Raw genomic sequence first — 22,202 nt, forward strand, 5'->3', positions numbered from 1 at the left:
GTTTACGCTAAGAATGGTTAACTCGCAACCCCTTTCGCCGAAAGATTAAAAAAAGATCGGCTAAATTCTCACAACTCTCCAGCAATAATGCCTTATTCAATTCATTCAGGTAAAATCTGCGATATCATACAACTTTCGACTAAAATCAGGGCTACTTCCCAGCCCTTTTTGAACCAGAGTCTTCCTATGGATTTAAATGCCATCCGTCAATTGGCGGACGCCGATATGCAAGCGGTCAATCAACTGATCTACAAGCAACTGGAATCTGATGTTGCCCTGATAAATCAGTTGGGGTTCTACATTATTAATGGCGGCGGGAAACGACTTCGCCCACTGCTTGCGGTGCTGGCCGCCAGAGCCGTGCAATATGAGGGTGAAGCCCACCTGAAACTGGCTGCCATTATCGAATTTATCCACACGGCGTCTTTATTACATGACGATGTGGTTGATGAATCAACCATGCGTCGAGGTCGTGAAACCGCCAATGCCATGTTTGGCAACAGCGCCAGTGTATTGGTTGGCGACTTCCTTTATACCCGCTCATTTCAAATGATGACTGAGCTGGAAAATATGAAGGTACTGTCTGTTCTGGCCGATGCCACTAATGTGCTGGCGGAAGGGGAAGTGCTGCAGTTGATGAACTGCCAGGATCCTGATACCACAGAAGCCAGTTATATGCGGGTTATTTATTGTAAAACAGCCAAACTGTTTGAAGCCGCAACTAGACTTGCTGCTGTATTGGCAGGTAGTGATCCTGCCTGGGAAACCGCACTGGGTGACTATGGTAAATATTTAGGCACCGCCTTCCAGCTGACGGATGATTTGCTTGACTACACCGCTGATGCAGAAGAGTTAGGTAAAAATATTGGGGATGATTTGGCCGAAGGAAAACCGACGTTACCGCTGATTTATGCCATGGCCCACGGCACTGATGATGAAAAACGTATGATCCGCAACGCCATTGAACAAGGTGATGGCACACAGGATATTGAGGCTATCATCAGCGCCCTGCACCATTGCGGCGCGTTGGAATACACTCACACCCGCGCGGTGGAAGAATCCCAAAAGGCTATTGATGCCCTAGCAATCATACCTGATAGTGACGTAAAAACAGCGTTGGTATCCTTGGCGAAACTGTCTGTGGCACGCAACCACTGATGGCAGAGTATTAGCGCATTAAGTTCAAGCTGTCGCGATGCTGCGACAGCTTACTTTTATCGCGTGACACCAGCTTGGAATTAGTCATATTTACCGGCCCTCTCCACTTGATTTAGACGAACAAACACTAAAACTGTGTAGACGACTAAAAGTAACAGTATTCCAGTCATCATCTGACTATTTCATCCATCCTTTTACCCATTACCGCCCCTAACGCCGCCTCACACAAAACAGACCATTTCCCAATAACCACAGCTGAGCTTGCTTACTGCCTGGCATAACATCGCCCCGCAAACTTAAGGGAATAGCACAATTTCCACGCTGACATGGTTAACCTACTCTTCATCACAGGTCGAACTCAGAATTTAACCATGTTTTTACATTGTTAACTGGAATTAAATAATTGTTGCACACTATACTGGGCTAATAATCAACCAACATGAGGTTCAACATATGCCCATCAAAGACCGGCTAAGTCGCGCCCGCCATCAAGGGTTTACCCTAATTGAGCTTATCGTGGTCATCATTATTCTGGGATTGCTCGCTGTTGTAGCAGCTCCAAAGTTTTTGAATTTTGAAGATTATGCGCATTCAGCAACTGTCAAGGCTACCGGTGGGGCGTTTAAAACCGGGGTCGATTTAGTGCAAGCAGCTTGGGTAGTCAGAGGTGCACCTCCAGGGGGAATAAATGATGCGCCCGTTTTTTCCGATAATCCCAATAAGTCCGGTACTGTAGATATCAATGGCAAAGGTTGGCCAACACAGCATTTTATTACCGGTCCTGCAGCAGGAACTGAACCCACGTTAAATAACGTACCGGACTGCCTTTCAGTGTGGCGCATTTTATTTTCTGGGGATGAACCTACGGTAACAGATACAACTGGCGCACAATATAAAGCCACGTATACTGATCCCGGCAAGTGTCGCTATACCTTGATTGGAAACCCCAATATGTATATCGATTACGATTCTAATACTGGCGATGTGATCACAACGGCTCCGGATGGACAATAAGTCATCTTAGGGAATTCAATTTTCGTTATCCCATCGCTAATGATGCTACAAGTAAATAAGGCCGCAGTTGCGGCCTTATTTACTTGTAGCATCATTAGCTTACAACTTAACGTGCACGAATATAACTGCAGAAATCCAGTGTGTGACTAAGTATTAAACCTGCCAGTGGATCGGCTCCTCACCTCGTTCTGCCAATAATGCATTTACTTTCGAGAAGTGCCCACAACCGAAAAATCCTCGATAAGCAGAAAGCGGTGATGGATGTGGACCTGTCAACAAAGTATGCTGCGGCGCGGTAATTACCTTACCTTTTTTAATGGCGTGACTGCCCCACAATACAAAAATAATTGGCTGGGTTTGTTGATTCAGTAATTGCATTGCTGCACCGGTAAACGTCTCCCACCCCGCTTTTGCATGTGAGTGCGCCTTACCTTGCTCGACCGTCAGTACCGTATTAAGCATTAAAATGCCTTGCTGCGCCCAGGACTCCAGATAACCGTGATCTGGAATGGTAAAGCCGGGAATATCCGTAACCAACTCTTTATACATATTGGCCAAAGATGGCGGGGCCTTAACACCGGGTTTGACTGAAAAACACAGTCCATGGGCCTGACCCGGGCCGTGATAAGGATCTTGTCCCAAAATCACAACCCTCACTTTATCCAGTGGTGTTAACTCAAATGCGCGATAAACCTCATCCTCGGGTGGAAATACGGCTTTACCCTCAGCGCGCTGCGCAGCAACAAACTCATTGAGCTGTTGAAAATAGGGCAAGTGTTGCTCAGCAGCAATAAACTCCGGCCAACTTGTGGGCAAGGTCATAATTCAATCCTGTCTGTAAAAATCGGCACAAGAGTAAAGCCATGATAGAGAAAATTCAATCACTGCCATTTCGCTATCAACCACGTCCAGCCAAAACAAATAACCCCGGATAAATAGTCTTTTTCACCCACTATTTGTTCACTTACAGTGACAACTCAATAAGCGCTAACATAACGGCGGTACATTTACTTTGTTCATACCTGCCTTATCCATGGCATCAATGCCTTAATAACTGCTCCCTTGTTATAAGCTTAAAGTCAGCCTATGTGCAGATAATGCCGATACGCTAAGTTCAAGTGATATCAACTAATCCTTTGTTCGTCCCAGTAGTGACGACAAGCTGATATGATACAGTCAAATTATCAACCACTTGAAAACAAGGATCGCCAGGTGACAGTGCATGATGACAGTGATACTCCCAGCTCTACTGCTGATAAAACATCCCACCAGCTTCCCCATCCTGTGCGCCCCCAAAACCAAGCTAGCACTTCGGAGCACAATCACACACTGACATCACCCCATCACAAACCAGACACAATGCCAGATAAAGCTGTAGCCAAGAGAGCTGTCTTTCACTGGCTAGCCAGTTTTTTACGGCCATACGCCGGCCAGGTATTAGCTGCGTTGTTTTTTTTACTACTAAGCTCTCTGGCCTGGCTCGCCATCGGTCAGGGAATACGCATGTTAGTGGATCAGGGCTTCAAGGAAGGTGCGGAGCAACTGCATCAGGTATTACTGGGGCTCGGCGCCGTGATTTTACTCAGCGCAGCGGCAATATTTGGCCGATATTACCTGATGAGTTGGCTGGGAGAACGGGTCAGTGCCGATATCCGCCTGACGGTATACCGGAGACTATTGCAACTGTCCCCGGCCTTTTATGCCAAAGCCCGAACAGGTGAAGTGCTCAGCCGTTTCACCTCAGATACCACACTGTTGGAAAATGTAGTCGGCTCCAGTTTTTCCATGGCGCTACGCTCGCTAATATCCATGTTGGGCGGTTTAGCCATGATGTTATTTACCAGCTGGACACTAACCGCCATGGTATTAATTATGGTTCCTTTAGTTATCGTGCCAGCGGTATTTTTCGGCAAAAAAGTGCGGCAACTGGCCCGACATAGTCAAGACCGTATTGCCCAACTCGGGGCGTTTGTTGATGAAAGCATCCATGAAATTCATACATTACAGTCTTATGGCCATGAACCTATCGCCCAGCGCCACTTTGGCCATCACGTAGAAGCTGTACTGAGTACAGCCAAACAGCGCATTTTTTATCGGGCTATGCTGGTCTGTCTGATTATGACCCTATCTTTTTTCGCGATTCTGGCAATTATATGGGCTGGCGGCAACGCCGTTATTGCCGGAAATATCAGTACCGGTGAGCTCTCTGCCTTTATGTTTTATGCCGTACTGGTGGCAGGCAGTGTCGGAACCATCAGTGAAGTCTTCAGTGAAATACAGCGCGCCGCTGGTGCCAGTGAAAGACTGATGGAGCTGGCTCACAGCCAAAGTGATATCCCCGAACCCTGCCCTGCCCAAGCGCTGCCACAACAGGTAAAAGGGGCACTGCAGTTACACAATTTAAGCTTTGCCTATCCGCAACAACACAAGTGTGTATTGCACCACCTTGATCTTGAAGTGCAACCCGGAGAAAGGATTGCATTGGTTGGTGCCAGCGGCGCGGGGAAAAGTACCTTACTGGCATTACTGCAACGTTTTTATGCCGCTCCGCCCGGTAGCATACGTTTAGATGGTATTGCGATTGATCAACTCCGTCTGTCTGATCTGCGCGCTCAATTTGCCTTAGTGCCTCAAGAGTCGGTAATTTTTGCCACGAGTGTGCTCGATAATGTCCGCTTCAGCCGCCCAACAGCCAGTGAGCAAGAGGTCATTGATGCCTGTAAAGCGGCCAGAGCCCACGAGTTTATCTGTGAATTAGAGAATGGTTACCATACTGATTTAGGTGAGCGTGGGGTGAGACTGTCTGGCGGACAAAAACAGCGGATTGCAATTGCTCGGGCGATTTTAGCTAACCGGCCAATATTATTACTCGATGAAGCGACTAGTGCATTAGATGCCCGCAGTGAAATTCTAGTCAAACAAGCATTAGACAGTTTGATGCAACATAAAACCACCTTAGTCATCGCCCACCGGCTGGCGACCGTGATTAATGCCGATCGCATCCTTGTGTTAGATAAAGGCCGAATCATTGCCAATGGCAAACACGCCGACTTGCTTAACGATTGCGAGCTGTATCGGGAGTTGGCTAGCTTACAATTACTCACAGACACTTTTGAGACATGCTGAGCTTAGGGTCTATTGATTTTTAATGATTAAATTCACTCGAGACAAAAGTCACTGACAAAATAGGGAAAACTCCCGCCCCAAAAGTCAGAACAAGAACAATAAATGTCCCGCCAGAGCCATAGAAATATCGATAGGTTTAATGAATTTAGATGCACCAGAATATTGCAGATACAAAGCAAAGACCAAGCATATCCCGGGCAGCGGTGACGCCGCTGCCCGGGGAGGGACTGATGATTGTCTAGCGCTAGCAAGTCAACCAATCAGTTGCCGCTAAAGCGGCTAGCCTGTGACACACTGCGCCGATTCATCCTTGAACCATCCGGAGCACCTGTGGTTACCAAATAGCGACCTAAAACAGGTTGGAAGCTTCCGGGGATAAAGCGGTTTAAAACCGTTTATCGAGCAGTGTTATATCCCAGACCATCTACGGGAACACTGACTATATAACAACTTATTAACCTGTGCATAACCGTGTGGGTAAAACTGTACAAAAGTATGAATAAAATACAAATAAACAGAGTTAAAGCACTGTTTCAAATAAAGTAAATATTTACAATTCTCATTCAGCAAGTGTTAAATCCATTATTCACACGTTTTTTACCCCTGTAATTTGTAAGCCGATTTTTCTGCTGTGATGCAAAATCTGACCGCAGGATCGACTGATCGCAGATCGATCCCAATACCGAGGTCATAGACTCACAGATCCAAGTGCAAACCGCATTCCCGAGTCATGCCATTAAAGCGGGTCTGCTCTTCAGTCATGCCACTGCTAAGTGGCGCACTGGAATGCCAATCCCCCACAGAAACATAACCTTCTTGCCACAGGGGATGATAAGGCAAATGATGCTGCTGCAAATATTGATGTACCCGACGGTTATCCCAGTCGATAACCGGCAGCAATTTAAACCGGCCGGCTTTTAATGCCAACACAGGCAAACTACTCCGGCTATCGGCCTGACTGCGCCTTAACCCGGCAAACCAACACCCAGCATTATGTTCAGCCAATGCTCTGGCCATAGGTTCCACTTTGTTAAGTTGATTGTAACGCCGCAGCCCTGCTTCTCCCTGCTGCCAAAGCTGACCATACTTTGCCTCCTGCCAAGCCGGACTCAACTTGGCCCGATATATCTGCAGATTGAGTGACAGTTGCTGGGTTAACTGATCGATAAAACGATAGGTTTCAGGAAACAGATAGCCAGTATCTGTTAACAATATCGGGATATCAGGCAATTGCCGACTCACTAGATGCAGCATCAGCGCCGCCTGAATACCAAAACTGGATGACAATACATGATGTCCCGGCAAGGTTTGCAGCGCCCAACTCACCCTTTGTTGCGCAGTCAAAGGCTGCAACCACTGATTCAGATCCGCTATCAGAGATTGATCGTCCCGCTTTGCGGCTTGTACTAACTCATCGGCCGACACCGGACTAGTAGGAAAAGTAACAGGCACCGCCAACCGATTGGTAGAGTTGGGATTTGAGTGAATGTCAGTCATAAAAGTCCTCCGCAGCATTGATAACCGCTTTCACTCGGCCGACACGCACGCAGAAATCACCGATCCCCTCGCCATCAAGCCGTTCTGAGGCATAATCACGAAACAAGCTATCCAAAATGCTCAGTATCTCGGCCTCAGTCTGATTCTCCCGATAACATTTATTTAGCCGGTCGCCATTAAAGCTTCCCCCTAAATACAGGTTGTAACGTCCAGGAGACTTACCCACCATACCGATTTCCGCCGCAAATGGCCGAGCGCACCCATTCGGACACCCCGTCATGCGGATCACCATGGGTTGCTGTGCAATATCATGCTGTTGTTGCAGCGCCTCGATCTGAGAAAGCAGTGACGGGAAATAGCGCTCTGCTTCCGCCATCGCGAGAGGACAAGTAGGCAATGCCACACAGGCAATGCCAAGGCCACGACTGGCACTGACCTGTCGCAGTAAACCGTATTGCTCTGCTAGCGCAGTAATTTTGGCTTTATCTTCAGCAGTAACCGAGCTGACAATTAAATTCTGATTTGCCGTCAGGCGAAACTCCCCCTGATGACACTTGGCTATTTCTCTCAGCCCCGTCTGTAACGGCTGGTCGGGCTGATCACTAATGCGTCCCCCTTCGATAAACAGGGTCAAATGCCATAATCCATCCGCCCCTTCATGCCAGCCGTAGCGATCTCCCCGATTGGTCAGCGTCACGGTCTTTGCTGGCTGAAACACGACATTAGCCCGGCGACTCACTTCTGCTTTTACCTTATCCAGCCCATGATCTTCCACTGTGTATTTCAACCGTGCTCGGCGACGGTTTTCCCGGTTACCCCAATCACGCTGCACTGTCATCACAGCTTTCACCGCGGCCATGGTGTCGGCCAGTGACACGAACCCCAACGGCTCAGCCAGACGGGGAAAGGTCTGATGATCGCCATGAGTACACCCCATGCCACCACCGATCAGCATATTAAAACCAATCAGCTGCTCCCCATCAGCAATCGCTATCAACCCCAGATCATTGGTGTAAACATCCACATCATTATCCGGCGGCACAGCAATGGCCATTTTGAATTTACGTGGCAGGTAGGTCTCACCATAGATAGGTTCCTGCTCAGCCGCGGTATCCAGCAGAGTTTCACCGTCCAGCCAGATCTCCGCATAAGCACGGGTATGGGGCAACAATTCATCGGACAGCTGTTTAGCCCACTGCTGTACTTGGGTATGCAATATGGAAGCTTGGGGATTAGGACTACACATCACATTACGGTTTACGTCACCACAGGCAGCAATGGAGTCGAGCGCTTGACGATCCAGCCCCTGGATCAAGGTTTTCAGATTGCGCTTGGCAATACCGTGATACTGGAATGTCTGTCGGCTGGTTAAGCGGATAGAGTGGGAATGGGTCAGCTCAGAAGCGATGCTATCTACCCCCAGCCATTGCGCTGTAGTACAAACGCCACCCGCCACTCGGGCCCGAAGCATAAAGGAGTAGAGCGGTTCAAGTTTCTGCTCTGCCCGCTCGCGGCGCAGATCCCTGTCATCCTGCTGATAAAAACCATGAAATTTAATTAGCTGCTGATCTCCGGCGGCAAAAGCTCCGGTCACCTGAGTTGCCAGCCCTTCGGTAATGGTGCCGCGCAATAACCGGCTATCCCGCTTCAGGTATTCATTTTCTGCCAGTTTTTTTTCTGTCATATCGGTTCTCCGCCTATAGCGCCACAGTCCGGTGTGGGTTGATAGGCTTAGTAAACATCTTTCTGATAGCGCTGCTGCTGCCGTAACTGGTTCAAATACTCCGCAGCTCCAGCCTCATCCAGCCCGCCATACTCTGCGACCACATCCAGCAGTGCCCGGTGTACATCTTTGGCCATATTGCTGCCATCACCACAGATATACAGATGAGCGCCCTGCTCCAGCCACTGCCACAACAGCTCGCCTTGCTCTGCAATACAATGCTGTACATAGCGCCGCGAGGGACCATCGCGGGAAAATGCCACATCTAAACGGGTTAACAGACCGGATTTAAGGTGTTGCTGCCACTCGGTCTGATAAAGAAAATCCTGCTCAAAATAGCGATTGCCGAAAAACAGCCAGTTTTTCCCCGTATCACCACGCACATCACGCTGCTGCATAAAGGCACGAAATGGTGCAACCCCGGTACCGGGGCCAATCATAATCACAGCGGTATCTGGCGAGGGGGGCAAACGGAAATAACGGTTAGCAACCAGGTACACCAACAGCTCAGTACCAGCATCCATCCGACTCAGAAAACCAGATGCGCCACCAAAACGGGGAATGTCGGCATGTAAATCGGTTTTCAGAGCGACAGTGAGATGCACTTCATCACCCACATCATCTTGAGCGGAGGCGATAGAATACAGTCGTGGCGTAAGCGGCGGCAGCATATCTACCAGCTGCTGCGCCGAGATAGTTATCGGCCAACACCTGAGTAAATCTGCCAATTGAAATTCACAGGCAAACTCCCGGATAGAATCGACCTCATCAAGCAGCGTGCTGAGGGTATTATCCGATTGTAATTCCGCCCACTGCTGCAATAATCCGGCTGACACTTGAGTCAGCTCACGCCGGGTGAGTAATGCCTGTTCAAGCGATATCGTCTCAACTTGCCCGTTATCATTATCCGGCGCTAAATTTCCCTTAGCTATGCTATCGGGTTCTGAGGGCATATCAGCTGTTATGGTGGCAGTATGTAATACGCCTTGATGTAGAGGTGCTACCTGCACAGGCGTCTCAGCGGCCAATGATAACCCTGCGAGAATTTCGCCAACCAGCTCGTGACTATTGTGAAACCATACCCCTAAAGCATCACCGGGGTGGTATTGCAGCTGCTCGTCCGGCAAGGCGAGCTCAAGGTGATGTATGGCGCGCCCGGCGTCTCGCCCGGTAATAGGCTGATTAACCAGTACCTTAGCAATAATGGGGCGGTCTTTATTGACCGTCATCGCCGCAGCTTGCGGCAACGCTGCGACGCCAAGCTCTCCGCCCAACCCCGCGCCCTCCCCAACCACATCGTTTGGCTGTAACGTCTGCAGCCTTGCCAACAGACTGCGGCGCCAATCTGCTGCAAGCGCGCTGTAATCCACATCGCACTCCTGCAATGGCAACAATGGCTGAGCACCGAGTGCACTCAATTGCTGGTCAAATTCACGCCCTGTCTGACAAAAATACTCATAACTGCTATCCCCCAGAGCTAACACTGCATATTGCAAGTCCGGCAACTGACCCGCTCGGGAAGAGTGCAGAAACTGATGGAGCGCCAACGCATCATCGGGAGGATCACCTTCACCATGAGTCGATACCACTACAGCCAAAAAGGCTACCTGTTTCAGGCGCCTGGGCTGAAAGTCTCCCATCGCGGATAAGCTCACCTGCCAACCGGCTTGTTTCGCCTCCTCAGCTAATTGTTCTGCCAATGCCTGGCCATTACCCGTTTGGCTACCATAAAGCACCGTCAGGATAGGGGATGATGTTACCGCGGGTGATTCCGTTGTTGACGTGCCCGCAGCTGTTGTGGCAACACTGGCTTGCCCGGCTAAATAGCCACTAAGCCAGGTGAGCTGTTGTGACGACATATCGGCAGTCAACTGAGACAGCAATAATTGTTGTTTCTCAGAGAGAAGATGGGGAAAAGGTGAAGAAACGTTAAACGCCATGTGCTGTCATCCACAGAATATTCCTGTTGGCAGCATAGCTTTGTTAAATAAAGGCAAAAAAGAATAAAATAAAATTTTTTATTACTGTTTCGAATATGAGATGTTGCTTTTTTGCGCTACAAAAACGTGACCCAGTGCAAACTATTTATGCCTCACTGGTCAAAACCTGTCATGGACTCAGCCTTAAGGCTTGTTAAAAAAGAAAGACTTGCCACAATGTCAGTCTCTTCTGTGACGAAAGTCAATTTCCTGTAAGCGAGGTTTCCCCGTTGAAAATAGGTCTGCCCAAAGAGAATTTTAACCAAGATACCCGGGTTGCACTGATTCCGGCCAATATAACTAGGTTAATGAAAAAACCTGTCCAAGTCTTAGTGCAAAGTGGGGCCGGAGACGCCGCCGGATTTACCGATGATGATTATGCCAAGGCCGGGGCGACGATCGTTACCGACCGTGCCGCCCTGCTGCAGGAAGCGGATATTATCACCCTAGTTAATGCTAAAGAAAGCCAGCTGGAGGAGATAAAATCCCACGGCAAGCCTGGGCAAATTATCATAGGTATGATGGATCCTCTCACCAGTGCCGCTGAGCTAGCAAAACTGGCTGATGGCGGTCAAACCAGCATTGCCCTTGAACTGATTCCCCGTATTACCCGCGCCCAGAGCATGGATGTGCTCTCTTCCATGGCCACTATCGCTGGCTATAAAGCCGTTATTCTGGCTGCCCACTACGCTCCCCGCCTATTCCCTATGATGATGACCGCAGCTGGCACCCTCAAACCGTGCCGGGCCTTTGTCATGGGCGTTGGGGTTGCAGGTTTGCAGGCCTGCGCGACAGCAAAACGCTTGGGCGCAGTTGTCGAGGCCTATGATATCCGCCCAGCAGCCCGGGAGCAGATTATTTCTGTGGGTGCTAAGCCGGTTGAGTTAGACATTGAAGCGGAAAACACTGAAACCAAAGGCGGCTATGCTGCTGAGCAGAGTGATGACTTTATCCAGCGCCAACAACAGGCGATGGCCAATGTGCTGGCACAACAAGATGTGGTGATTACCACAGCGGCGATCCCTGGCCGTAAAGCCCCGGTACTGATCACTAAAGCCATGGTGGATGCCATGAAACCTGGCACTGTGATTGTTGATTTAGCCGCAGAAACCGGTGGTAACTGTGAGCTGACCCAAGCCGGTGAAATCGTTGTGCACCAAGGCGTGACGATTTTAGGACCGAAAAATATTCCCGGCAGCGCCGCAACCCATGCGAGCCAGATGTATGGCACCAATGTGGAAAATCTGCTGAAACTGCTGCTGGATGCTGAAGGCAAATTGCAGTTAGATTTTGCCGACGAAATTATTAACGACACTGTGGTCACCCATCAGGGTGAGCTGGTCAATGCCCGCCTGCGAGAGCTGGCAGGTATGCCAGCCCTTAATCCGGCCCCCGTCACTGAGGACAGCGAGAAGGAGGCTGAATAATGGATCTGTTATTGTTACTGACCCTATTTGTGGTCGCGGTATTTTTAGGGGTTGAACTGATCACTAAGGTGCCCCCAACCCTTCATACCCCTTTGATGTCCGGCTCTAATGCGATTTCCGGTATCTCCTTGGTCGGCGCCCTGTTGGCTGCCGGTAGCGGTGCTGGATGGTGGGTTAATGTACTGGGCTTTATCGCTGTGGTACTGGCAACCATCAACGTGGTCGGCGGTTACTTAGTAACCAATCGTATGCTTGCCATGTTTAAGAGGAAATAAGCCGACATGAGTACAACTATTATTTATCTTGCGTATTTGTTGGCTGCCAGCCTGTTTATTCTGGGTATCAAAGGCATGACCAAACCACGCACCGCAGTGCGAGGTAATCAATTATCCGCTATCGGTATGTTGATTGCGGTCGTTGTCACCTTATTTGACCAACACATTCTCAGCTATGAGTGGATCTTGGCCGGTCTGGTTATCGGTGCCGTGATCGGCGGCGTAATGGCGGTTAAAATCCAAGTAACCTCCATGCCACAGATGGTGGCATTGCTCAATGGTTTTGGCGGTGGCGCCTCTCTGTTTATCGCACTGGCTAACTTTGTTGATCCAGAGTCAGCAACGCATGTGGTTGCTTTAATTTCTATCGCTGCCACCGTCTTAATTGGTGCCGTGACCCTGTCTGGCTCACTGATCGCCTTTGCCAAGCTGCAGGAACTTATGTCCGGTAATCCGATTCGGGTACCCGGCAACAAAGTGATTAACGCAGCGCTGCTGATCGCCGCGGTAGTTCTGAGTGTTCTGGTCGTCACTGAGCCTGCCAACCATGACTATATCTATATTCTGGTTGCCGTTTCGCTGGCGCTGGGGATTTTCCTTGTCGTGCCCATTGGGGGCGCAGATATGCCTGTGGTCATCGCCTTGCTGAACTCCTATTCAGGTATTGCAGCTGCAACCACAGGTTTTATTACCGGTAACACAGTGCTGATCGTTTCAGGCTCTCTGGTGGGCGCATCCGGAATTATTCTGACCCAGATTATGTGTAAAGCGATGAACCGTTCACTAGTCAACGTACTGTTCGGGGTCATGGGTGAAGGTGGTGAAACCATTGATGCCGATGAAGTCTATGCCGGAAAAGTTAAAGCATCTTCTCCAGAAGAAGTCGCTATGCTGCTGGAAACTGCAGAGCGAGTCGTGATCGTGCCCGGTTATGGTCTGGCGATGGCACAAGCCCAACACGCGGTGCGGGATCTGGCTAACCTGCTGCAAGAACGTGGCGCAGAGGTAAAATACGCGATTCACCCTGTGGCAGGCCGTATGCCAGGCCATATGAACGTGCTGCTCGCTGAAGCTGAAGTACCTTATGATCAGCTGGTTGAAATGGATGAAATCAACCCACAGTTTGAACAAACCGATGTGGCAATTGTGATTGGTGCCAACGATGTGACCAACCCAATGGCGCGGGAAGACAAAACCAGCCCTATTTATGGCATGCCTATTTTGAATGTGGATAAAGCCAGAACCGTGGTTGTGGTGAAGCGCTCTTTAAGCCCGGGCTTTGCCGGTTTGCCTAATCCGCTATTTGCCAAAGATAACACCCTGATGTTATTTGGCGATGGTAAAAAGGCCATTGTTGAACTAACTCAAAATCTGAAAGATGCTGACTAAGCATCAATATTAATTAAAAGCCGGCTTGTTGCCGGCTTTTTTATTGTCTAAATCACCGTAAGTATCCAACTTGTACTCAAGTTCAATTCCTGCTTATATAGAAAGACAAAATCTATAATAAACATCACGTTGTATCTGTTTTAATTTCAAGCTACAGATATCCGTCAGGCTCTATTCGAGCAAGGGGCCAAAGCATAACACTGACAGTTAATCTATGATGGCCAGCGATGACTCAGGGAGGAGACACTATGGCATTACTGATATCCCATCCACAACCGGCCAATATGATAGACAGGCGCGCGGCACCTGCTTATCCACCTGAACACTGGGCACATATGAATCTGGCGCAACAGTTTGCCTTTTACACCCTTACCAAATTGGGGTATCAATTATTGTTTGTGAGACAACAGATGACTGAATTGGCGATAGCCGTAGCCTGCCTAAATGAGCAACTGGCTACCATAGATGCTGCCGGAGATATTCATTTTTCACCGGATATCAGGCTCAGAAGCAGAACTAATCAATCTATGCCCCTGTAACAAGGTGGTCGCCTTATGCGTCCCTATCAGCGCCGTGAACGTCGGCGCTAAGTACTGGCCAAGCGCTGGACGACGCCAGTATAAATATCCAGGTAAAGTCTGCATCATACCACTGCCAAACAGCCGCTGAACCAAGTTGTTATACTCATCAAGCACAGGTTGTGACGGCAGTCCTTGTTCCCACATTTTCCCCGCTGTAAGCGGCTGGCGGCGGGAGACAAGCTGTAGTTCATGTAGCAAATCGGCAAAACTGTCTAGTTGTGCCAGATGCGCAATATCACCTCGTTGCAGCAACAAGTGCAGCACAGGCCCACTCCAATGGCTGATATTGTCGCGGTCATTTATCAGCGCCAGATTGCGCCGATGCAGTTGCTGCCAAGCCAGGCTTGCATCTGAGCATAATGACAAACTGCGCCAAGCAGCAAACAGATCGGCTAAAGCTTCATGCTGATATAGGGATAACTGGCGCGGTAGTATCTGCCCCTGTAATCGAGTGACCTCAAGATGCCCTAACTCATGCCACAACGTCAGCAGCGGCTGAGATTTCAACGGTAAACGATAAACGCTGGCGCCAAGAATACTACTGAGTTCAAACGCAATCTGCTGGTGCTGATAAACAATCACACCTGTTAGTTGTACTTGATCAGCAGGAGGCGATGAAGATGAAGGGGCGTAGGATTCGGGAAGCAAGAGCAACGCCATGGCGCCGCGCTGGCCTAATAGATGGCGCACCGCTTTAATGTCAGGCAATTGCCCCCTAAGTGCTGGCGGCAACTGCTGCAAACATAATGTCAATTGACTCAAGGGGCAGATCAGCCCAACGCTGCTATCATCTGTCGTCAGCGGCACTGCAAACCCAGCTGTATTTTCCCGTAATTGTCCTGTTAACGACAACTCAGTAGTCAGCGCCATAGCCGATACTATCGGTACTTTGGCCCCGGTTGGCAGCGTTACGTGCAGGGTAACAGCCTGAGCTCCCGGCAGTAATGCCAGCCAAAGCAGCAAGATGACAAACAGTAAGGCTGGCATGTCACCTCCGAAGCAAAACGCAGCAATGGCGGCCTAACAACTAGGGGCGGCCTAGGCTAAGGTTGAGGCCGAGGTTATTGACGCGCCATAATATTTTCAATAATGGCAGTGGTCGAGATACCTTCTTCAAAATGCAGCACCTGCACCTGGCCACCTGCGGCCATCACTTCAGCACCGCCAGCGATCTCTTCTACCCGATAATCGCCACCTTTCACCAGCAGATCTGGCAGCAATCGCGCGATCACCCGCTGTGGCGTATCTTCAGCAAAAGGGACAACCCAATCCACTGCGGCCAATCCGGCCAGAACTGCCATACGGCGATCTACGCTATTGACTGGCCGACCATCGCCTTTGAGACGCCGAACAGATTCATCATCGTTTACCGCCACAATCAGTCTGTCACCCAGTTTGCGGGCAGCAGCCAAATAGCTGACATGGCCGGCATGCAGGATATCGAAACAGCCATTGGTCATGACAACACGTTCACCGCGTAATCTGGCTTGCTCCAGAGCATAGGCCAGTTGATCTTCACTGACGACACCGAATCCGGACTCTCCATCAGTCAGCTTCAGAGCATCAATCAACTCAATGCGACTTACCGTTGAGGTACCCAATTTACCCACCACGACCCCGGCGGCAGTATTGGCAATCGCACAAGCCTGAGGCAAGTCACTGCCGGCTGCCAGTGCGGTGGCCAAAGCAGAAATGACGGTATCACCGGCGCCAGTCACATCATAAACCTCACGCGCGACTGTTGGGATGTGTAACTCAGGAGCATCACGGGTGATCAGCGTCATACCTTTTTCTGAACGGGTCACTAACAAACCATGTAACTGGTGAGCTGCTAACAGTTGCTGCGCCTTAGCAACCAATTCCGCCTCAGTGGCAACCGGGCCAACCACAGCCTCAAATTCGCTCATATTCGGCGTCAGCAAATATGCACCGTGGTAACGGCTAAAATCCGTCCCCTTGGGATCCACCAGCACTTTTACCCCCAGCTCATTTGCCTGTTGGATAAAAGCTTGCGGCTCGGCAATCGCACCTTTGGCATAATCAGATAGCACGACAACATCGGTCTGCGGCAGTAACGCCGCACTTTGACTGAGCAGCGCATCACTGTCCTGACGGGCAAATTGCTGTTCAAAATCTAGTCTAATAAGCTGTTGATTGCGCGATAGAACCCGTAATTTAGTAATGGTGGGCTTGTCATCCACCTGATGCCAACGCGGAGCCACACCCAGCGCCTCAATACCTCGACTTAAGGCATCGGCATTCTCATCCCGGCCAACAATGCCCGCCAGCTGAACCTGACCACCTAACGTGGCAATATTCAGCGCCACGTTGGCTGCGCCACCGGGACGGTCTTCAATCTGGTTAATTTGCACCACAGGCACAGGCGCCTCAGGCGAGATACGGCCGGTTGGGCCAACCCAGTAGCGATCTAACATAACATCGCCCACAACCAAAACCCGGGCCTTTTCAAATGCTGGTAGCGTAACCTTCATAGCGCTCTAACTAAATTGATGGAGTTTAATGGCCGATTGTACCCAATCCCCCTACCCATAAGAAAGAGGCCATCATCCCAAGCTAGGCTGACTGCCCCAGAACTTTGCCATCAATTACCGGTCAAAGGCACCAAAATGCCCTGATATAACAAGCGGGCAGACATACTCGGTTACCATTGGCGTTGGTATTAGTTGCCGCTAACGTTAGAATACCGACTCATTTTTCTCCCTGACAGTGAGGTTCAAGTGGTAGAACACGCGCAATTTTCCCGCAAGCTGTACCAGCCAGGTAACTGGCTTCTCTGGGCGGGAATTGGCCTGATGCGCCTGCTAACCTTTATCCTGCCATTATCACTGCAAATGAAACTGGGTGGTGCAATCGGCCGCTTGGCAATGAAGTTTGTCCCGGGACGGGTCCATACCGCCCGCCGTAATCTGGCATTGTGTTTTCCTCAACTTAGCCCACAGGCCCAACAAGCATTACTGCGACAGAATTTTACCGAAACGGGCAAAGCTATTTTTGACACCCTCAATGCCTGGTGGTGGTCAGACAGTCAGGTACGCAGTCATATGCAAATCTCCGGGCAGGAATATGTCGAGCAAGTTACCGCCCAAGGCCAAGGCGTCATTTTGTTTGCCGTACACTGCCTGCCACTGGAAATGGGTGCCCGCATCTTCGGTCAGTTTCAACCTGGGGTCGGCGTATACCGCCCGCACAATAATCCCGTGATGGAATACCTGCAGGTTCGCGGTCGACTGCGCTCCAATAAAGCTTTGGTACCCAAGCGGGACCTGCGACAAATGGTGCGTTGTCTGCGCAAAGGTGATGTGATTTGGTATACCGCAGATCAAGATTTTGGCCGCTCCAGCGCGGTATTTATTCCCTTCTTTGCCGTACCAGATGCCGCCACCATTACCGGTGCCACCACGCTGGCCAAGCTTGGCAAAGCCAAAGTGCTACCATTTTTTGTTGAGCGCACCGCCAAAGATAAGGGCTACCGTATTGAGATTATGCCGCCACTGGACAACTTCCCCACCGACAGTGAACTGGAAGATGCCAAACGGGGTAACCAGATTATTGAGCAACTGATTGACAAGAACCGGGCGCAGTATATGTGGCTACACCGCCGCTTCAAAACCCGGCCACATCAGGATGATCCGTCTTTGTATTGATTTTACCTGCAGGATCAATAAGTATGCCTGTGGGAACTATTTCCCGGCCCTTAGGCCCAACTATTGGAAACACAGCCGAATGACCACATTCCGCCTGATTTTACTAGCAGTGATCTGCTCTGTAACACAACCAGCATTAGCCACCGACTACCCACTGCCACCAGCCAACAGTCGTCTGGTGGGTGAAAACACTACCTATACGGTAAAACACAATAAAGAAACCTTGGAAAGTATTGCCGCCAAGTATCAGCTGGGACTATCCAATATGCTGGAAGCGAACCCTGATGTAGATCCTTTCCTCCCCAAAGCCGGCAGTCGGTTGATTATTCCGCAGCAGTTAATTCTGCCAGATGCGCCCCGCGAAGGCATAGTGATCAATGTGGCGGAGATGCGGCTGTACTACTATCCCAAGGGTGAACACATTGTCCGCGTACTGCCCATAGGTATCGGCCAAATCGGCCGGGACACCCCTGAAAACTGGGTTACTCAGGTATACCGTAAAAAAGATGGCCCCACCTGGACACCGACTGAACGCATGCGCAAAGAGCACGCAGCCAGAGGTGAGATCTTACCTAAGGTTTGGCCCGCCGGCCCAGACAACCCCATGGGACTATACGCCCTGTATGTGGGGGACCTGTATGCTATTCATGGTACCAATGCCAATTTCGGTATTGGCCTACGGGTGAGTCAAGGCTGTGTTCGTCTGCGAGCTCCGGATATCAAAAGTTTATTTGAAACCGTCCCCGTTGGAACCCGGGTGCAGTTTATCAATCAGCCTATCAAAGCCACCCAGGAGCCTGATGGCGGCCGCTATTTGGAAGTGCACCAGCCATTGTCCCGCACCGAGGCAGAGTTCGACTCCACAGCACCAGTCCCCCTGCAGTTGTCTCCGGCTATCACCCGTTTTATTGCCCACCGGGACACAGATTCGTTTGTGATTAAACGCCTGCTGGAAGATAGAACCGGCATGCCGACTCGCATTAACCCATAAACAGCAACCGACCGGGAGCTATCCCGGTCGGTTATTTTGCCTGTGGGCACCTTTCAACTGCGTTCCCGGCTTATCAGGTAGCCCAACTACCTATCAAAGCCTTTGCCTGGTATAAGGCATTCTCACATCACTGTAAAAACAAACTTGTTTAACAGCCGCTAAAGATGGTGATAAACAAAGCCACCATAGAGGTATTTGGTCGCTTCAGCGCCCAAGACTAGCACCCTGTCACCGGGGCGCAGCTGACCACGCTCTCGCAGTCTGGCTAGGCTCATCCAAATCGCCGCTGACCCTAGATTACCCAATGATTTAGCATCATTGATTATTCGCTCTGGCGCAATGGCCAAGGCGGCAGCTAATTGGGTATCAATATGGCCATTGGCCTGATGGGGCAAAATAAAGCGAAAATCATCCAGGCAATACCCCCTAGCTAACACGGCACTTAATCCAGCTTTAAATAGCGCCGGCCCAATGCTGCGCACACTTTGGGCATCATGATGAAATCGCGCCATCTGTCCTTCCCCTACATCAGCGGCGCCACCACTAAGATAAAATCCCGGTGCTTTTCCATTGCCCATATGTCCCAAGTACATATCTGATAGCCAAGGGGTTTGGGGCCGTCTTGCTGCCAGCACGACCGCAGCAGCGCCATCCCCCATCTGGACATAATTAACCAGTTGTCCCGCATCAATAAACTGAGGAGAGATATCAAAATAAACCGAGCCGGTTTCCATTGCCGCAACGGCCATGGGGCGATCCGAAGCCAGCGCCATCGCCGAGACAATCTGCAAGGCATTGGCAAAGCCGGTGCAGGCTTGGCGCAGTTCAAGGTAAGGGCCGGGATAATCCAAGACTTCCGCTAACCAAGCCGCATTGGGCGGCACCTGAGTCTGAGGAGTACAGGTGTGGGTCAACAAATATTCCAGCTCAGTTGCAGGCAAGGCAGCCTGCTGCAACGCAACGGCTAAGGCCTGTTGTGCCAGAGTAACACCACTGGGGGTTGGTACACTTCGCGCCATATCCAAGCGACGACACAGATGGCGGGATTCAATTCCCAATCGGGAGACTAATGCGGCGGCCCGCCGTTTAAGTCTGGGATCAGGACATAATCGTTGTAGTGCATCTAACAATTTTGGGGTCGATACAGCTTCACCGGGCAGACTGAATCCACTACCCAGCACGCTGAGCTCAGCCGGAGCAAACTTCAACGCCATTTATCCTCCAATCCGGCGCAGAGGCGGTCTAAGTCCACGCCCAGCCATTCAAATTCATGCTGGCGCAGACTCAACAAGTTCTGCAGCCGTTTTAACACCAGATCCGCCTCAGCCGCAAAGTCATCGCGCTTAGCCCCCAATGCCCGGGCATGTTCCCGCGCAACATACACATGACGAGATTCATCCCGGCGAATAAGCCCACATAATTGCGCAAAACTATGCTGCCGCCCCAATCGCCCCAACTCTACGCCCTGCATAATTCGGGTCACGCATGTATCCAACACGGCAATGCGCACAAATTGCATCGCAAGAGAATCGACTCGGCTAAGAGAGGTAAAAAAGCGCCGCGACTGTTGCTGCACCCGGCGATTATCCCGCTCAGCCGCTAACTGAGATAAGACAAATTGCAGCGCTTGATCATGATGCCATTCATCAGCTTCTACGCTCTGTAATACCGCGCCAGCCCGTTGCGAATGCTTATCTGCACTGGCAATGCCTCTGTGAGAGGAACAATGACTGGCTGTCAGTTGCCCTGTCGCGACACTATCTCCCCCGGGGGCTACTATGTGCTCTGCAACAAACCCCGCCTTGGGCTCACAACAGAGCCGACTGACCTCCGTATTAAAGACCAACTGCGCTGACTGCTCACCGCACAGCAATAGCGGCAACAGACCACACAGAGTGTGTTGCAAGGTATCACTATAAGAGGTTATCTCAGCGCCATATTGCTGCTGCCAGCGCTGCAAAGGATGATATAGATGAGGAGAAGCTGACAAAGGAAAAACAGCCGCAGGCTGCTGCGGGGTAGGGAAACAACGATAGGCCTGATTATGCCGCTGGCTCACATACCCTCCGGGCTTGGCTGCAATAGACTAAGTCTATGCAACAGACCGGAAAAATGGGGGTTGTTATTCAAAAAGCATAAATTCAAGCCCGCATGCTAAGCCAGAGCCGCTTAACAAAACGTAAAACGCTGTTAGCCAACCCCTCCGGACAGTGTTTGAGGCTCATTTCTACGGCGTTACCGGCTTATCAGGTAGCGCACCCCGATGATAAACGTGAGTAAATAACCTTGAGCCCGCCCCATTAGGCGCCCTGTAAAGTTCAATCAAGAATATGGCTGATGAAGGTTTCGATTAAAGCACTGTTAGCCAGTATACGGCGGTCAAATTCCGCCTGCGCCGGAGTGTGGCTACTGACTGCAAACCGGGCACCGCTGCGCACTAAAAAAGCCCCAAACGAAGTATCAAAGCGATTAAAGATGATGCCTTGTGGCGTTAACTGTTCATCACAAGGAATTGATGCCTGAGAAGATAATGGTGGCATCGCCGATACTGGCATGCTCGCCAATGATGGGCTGGCATCCGCCATTGCTGGTACTAATGCGGTTTCGGCAACAACCTCTAAGGCCGCTGATTCAGCTTGGGCTGCAGCAGGTAATGCAATTGGGAAATGGCGAGCTAACGTGGTGCGCATGGCCAAACTGAAGGCTCCAGGCTGGCATCTAGGTTCAAAGGTGGCAAGGTAAGCCTCGTGTGCCTGAATATCTTCATGGCAACTCAATACGCCATCACGGCTGGCAGCCTGTAGCAACTGACTATTGGCATGCAGAATACGGGTTTCTTCAGAAGCATCATCATGGATTTTTGGCCGACCATGTTCCAGAACAAATCCCTGATTCGGGTTCATGCCATGACGGTTGTACCTTTGTCCTTTACGAAATCCAGCCGGATTAATCACAGGTAACAAACTGATATTCACCCGATCAAACAGCTCAGGGCGCTGCTTCATCAACCAGTTAACCACCCCCCAAGGACCTGCAGCCTCTTCACCATGGAAACCGGCACAAATTAAAACTGACGGGATTTCAGCATGGGGCGCGGGACTTTGGTACATCAGCAGTGGGAATTTTCCCATTTCACCAAGCTGCAACTGCTGCATACCAAGCCGTTGAGCTTCTTCCGCCAGCATGGCCTGGCAATGGTCAAGATCATTACTGTCGCAGGCAAACATATTTGACTGCCATTGATGGGATTGAAAAGGGGAGCGCATGGGTTATTCCGACGGCATGGATAGCCGATATCATAACAGTATGGCGAGCAAACGGAATCGATAAACACCGCGTGAGGCCACATATTTTCGCTATAACATAAACCCTACTGG

18 protein-coding genes are annotated in these 22,202 nt (G+C 50.4%); 9 read left to right on the forward strand and 9 right to left on the reverse strand.

From position 1 onward, the window contains the following. Nucleotides 1-186: 186 nt before the first annotated feature. Entirely contained in the window at nucleotides 187-1,158 is a 972-nt protein-coding gene (ispB, locus tag NFHSH190041_RS15685) for an octaprenyl diphosphate synthase (protein ID WP_261922683.1), read from the forward strand. A 453-nt stretch (nucleotides 1,159-1,611) separates the two neighbouring features. Further along, nucleotides 1,612-2,172, forward strand: coding sequence for a prepilin-type N-terminal cleavage/methylation domain-containing protein (locus NFHSH190041_RS15690; RefSeq protein ID WP_261922684.1), 561 nt, complete (start codon nucleotides 1,612-1,614; stop codon nucleotides 2,170-2,172). A 153-nt stretch (nucleotides 2,173-2,325) separates the two neighbouring features. Here NFHSH190041_RS15690 and ung read toward each other — a convergent pair whose 3' ends face one another. Next, nucleotides 2,326-2,994, reverse strand: coding sequence for a uracil-DNA glycosylase (ung, locus tag NFHSH190041_RS15695; protein ID WP_261922685.1), 669 nt, complete (start codon nucleotides 2,992-2,994; stop codon nucleotides 2,326-2,328). Nucleotides 2,995-3,531: 537 nt separating this feature from the next. Between ung and NFHSH190041_RS15700 the strand changes: the two genes are divergently transcribed. Continuing rightward, a complete protein-coding gene (locus NFHSH190041_RS15700; RefSeq protein ID WP_261925155.1) occupies nucleotides 3,532-5,298 on the forward strand; it encodes an ABC transporter transmembrane domain-containing protein in 1,767 nt (588 codons plus the stop codon). Between the two features lie 696 nt (nucleotides 5,299-5,994). Here NFHSH190041_RS15700 and NFHSH190041_RS15705 read toward each other — a convergent pair. Genes NFHSH190041_RS15705 through NFHSH190041_RS15715 form a run of 3 tightly spaced genes read right to left on the reverse strand, consistent with a single transcriptional unit; the run spans nucleotide 5,995 to nucleotide 10,458 of the window. Continuing rightward, nucleotides 5,995-6,795, reverse strand: a complete 801-nt coding sequence (locus NFHSH190041_RS15705; protein ID WP_261922686.1) for a phosphoadenylyl-sulfate reductase — start codon at nucleotides 6,793-6,795, stop codon at nucleotides 5,995-5,997. After that, a complete protein-coding gene (locus NFHSH190041_RS15710) occupies nucleotides 6,788-8,479 on the reverse strand; it encodes an NADPH-dependent assimilatory sulfite reductase hemoprotein subunit (protein WP_261922687.1) in 1,692 nt (563 codons plus the stop codon). The genes NFHSH190041_RS15705 and NFHSH190041_RS15710 overlap by 8 nt, the downstream gene beginning before the upstream one ends. Nucleotides 8,480-8,526: 47 nt before the next feature. Beyond that, nucleotides 8,527-10,458 (reverse strand): sulfite reductase flavoprotein subunit alpha, encoded by a 1,932-nt coding sequence (locus NFHSH190041_RS15715; protein ID WP_261922688.1) that lies wholly within the window; start codon nucleotides 10,456-10,458, stop codon nucleotides 8,527-8,529. A 269-nt stretch (nucleotides 10,459-10,727) separates the two neighbouring features. Here NFHSH190041_RS15715 and NFHSH190041_RS15720 point away from each other — a divergent pair, with 269 nt between their 5' ends. The 4 genes from NFHSH190041_RS15720 to NFHSH190041_RS15735 all read left to right on the forward strand — a co-directional run bounded on the left by NFHSH190041_RS15720 (nucleotide 10,728) and on the right by NFHSH190041_RS15735 (nucleotide 14,127). Then, entirely contained in the window at nucleotides 10,728-11,924 is a 1,197-nt protein-coding gene (locus tag NFHSH190041_RS15720) for a Re/Si-specific NAD(P)(+) transhydrogenase subunit alpha (protein ID WP_261922689.1), read from the forward strand. Further along, nucleotides 11,924-12,199 carry an NAD(P) transhydrogenase subunit alpha gene (locus NFHSH190041_RS15725; RefSeq protein ID WP_261922690.1) on the forward strand — a complete coding sequence of 92 codons (276 nt, stop codon included), beginning with the start codon at nucleotides 11,924-11,926 and terminating at the stop codon, nucleotides 12,197-12,199. The genes NFHSH190041_RS15720 and NFHSH190041_RS15725 overlap by 1 nt, the downstream gene beginning before the upstream one ends. A 6-nt stretch (nucleotides 12,200-12,205) precedes the next feature. Continuing rightward, the gene (locus tag NFHSH190041_RS15730) at nucleotides 12,206-13,588 is read left to right on the forward strand and encodes an NAD(P)(+) transhydrogenase (Re/Si-specific) subunit beta (protein ID WP_261922691.1); all 1,383 of its coding nucleotides are present in this window, start codon (nucleotides 12,206-12,208) and stop codon (nucleotides 13,586-13,588) included. A gap of 248 nt (nucleotides 13,589-13,836) precedes the next feature. Next, entirely contained in the window at nucleotides 13,837-14,127 is a 291-nt protein-coding gene (locus NFHSH190041_RS15735; RefSeq protein WP_261922692.1) for a hypothetical protein, read from the forward strand. Here the strand turns inward: NFHSH190041_RS15735 and NFHSH190041_RS15740 are convergent. After that, nucleotides 14,077-15,156: a hypothetical protein gene (locus NFHSH190041_RS15740; RefSeq protein WP_261922693.1), complete on the reverse strand. Its 1,080-nt coding sequence runs from the start codon at nucleotides 15,154-15,156 to the stop codon at nucleotides 14,077-14,079. The two genes, NFHSH190041_RS15735 and NFHSH190041_RS15740, sit on opposite strands and share 51 nt — an antisense overlap. A gap of 74 nt (nucleotides 15,157-15,230) precedes the next feature. Further along, complete coding sequence (gene hldE / locus NFHSH190041_RS15745) at nucleotides 15,231-16,661, reverse strand: bifunctional D-glycero-beta-D-manno-heptose-7-phosphate kinase/D-glycero-beta-D-manno-heptose 1-phosphate adenylyltransferase HldE (protein WP_261922694.1); 1,431 nt, start codon at nucleotides 16,659-16,661, stop codon at nucleotides 15,231-15,233. A gap of 246 nt (nucleotides 16,662-16,907) precedes the next feature. On the opposite strand from hldE, the gene lpxL reads away from it, so the two are divergent. Together lpxL and NFHSH190041_RS15755 are read left to right on the forward strand one after the other, a co-directional pair. Further along, nucleotides 16,908-17,834 (forward strand): LpxL/LpxP family Kdo(2)-lipid IV(A) lauroyl/palmitoleoyl acyltransferase, encoded by a 927-nt coding sequence (lpxL, locus tag NFHSH190041_RS15750; RefSeq protein ID WP_261922695.1) that lies wholly within the window; start codon nucleotides 16,908-16,910, stop codon nucleotides 17,832-17,834. 79 nt (nucleotides 17,835-17,913) lie between these two features. Further along, nucleotides 17,914-18,825, forward strand: coding sequence for a L,D-transpeptidase family protein (locus NFHSH190041_RS15755; RefSeq protein ID WP_261922696.1), 912 nt, complete (start codon nucleotides 17,914-17,916; stop codon nucleotides 18,823-18,825). Nucleotides 18,826-18,983: 158 nt separating this feature from the next. On the opposite strand, the gene NFHSH190041_RS15760 is transcribed toward NFHSH190041_RS15755, so the two are convergent. The 3 genes from NFHSH190041_RS15760 to NFHSH190041_RS15770 all read right to left on the reverse strand — a co-directional run bounded on the left by NFHSH190041_RS15760 (nucleotide 18,984) and on the right by NFHSH190041_RS15770 (nucleotide 22,091). Then, nucleotides 18,984-20,039 carry a 3-oxoacyl-[acyl-carrier-protein] synthase III C-terminal domain-containing protein gene (locus tag NFHSH190041_RS15760; protein WP_261922697.1) on the reverse strand — a complete coding sequence of 352 codons (1,056 nt, stop codon included), beginning with the start codon at nucleotides 20,037-20,039 and terminating at the stop codon, nucleotides 18,984-18,986. Next, nucleotides 20,030-20,884 carry a hypothetical protein gene (locus NFHSH190041_RS15765; protein WP_261922698.1) on the reverse strand — a complete coding sequence of 285 codons (855 nt, stop codon included), beginning with the start codon at nucleotides 20,882-20,884 and terminating at the stop codon, nucleotides 20,030-20,032. Before NFHSH190041_RS15765 ends, NFHSH190041_RS15760 begins: the two co-directional genes overlap by 10 nt. Before the next feature lie 259 nt (nucleotides 20,885-21,143). After that, on the reverse strand, nucleotides 21,144-22,091 hold the full coding sequence (locus tag NFHSH190041_RS15770) for a succinylglutamate desuccinylase/aspartoacylase family protein (RefSeq protein ID WP_261922699.1): 948 nt from the start codon (nucleotides 22,089-22,091) through the stop codon (nucleotides 21,144-21,146). Between the last annotated feature and the right edge of the window lie 111 nt (nucleotides 22,092-22,202).

This window comes from Shewanella sp. NFH-SH190041 (assembly GCF_024363255.1).
Classification (GTDB): Bacteria; Pseudomonadota; Gammaproteobacteria; order Enterobacterales; family Shewanellaceae; genus Shewanella.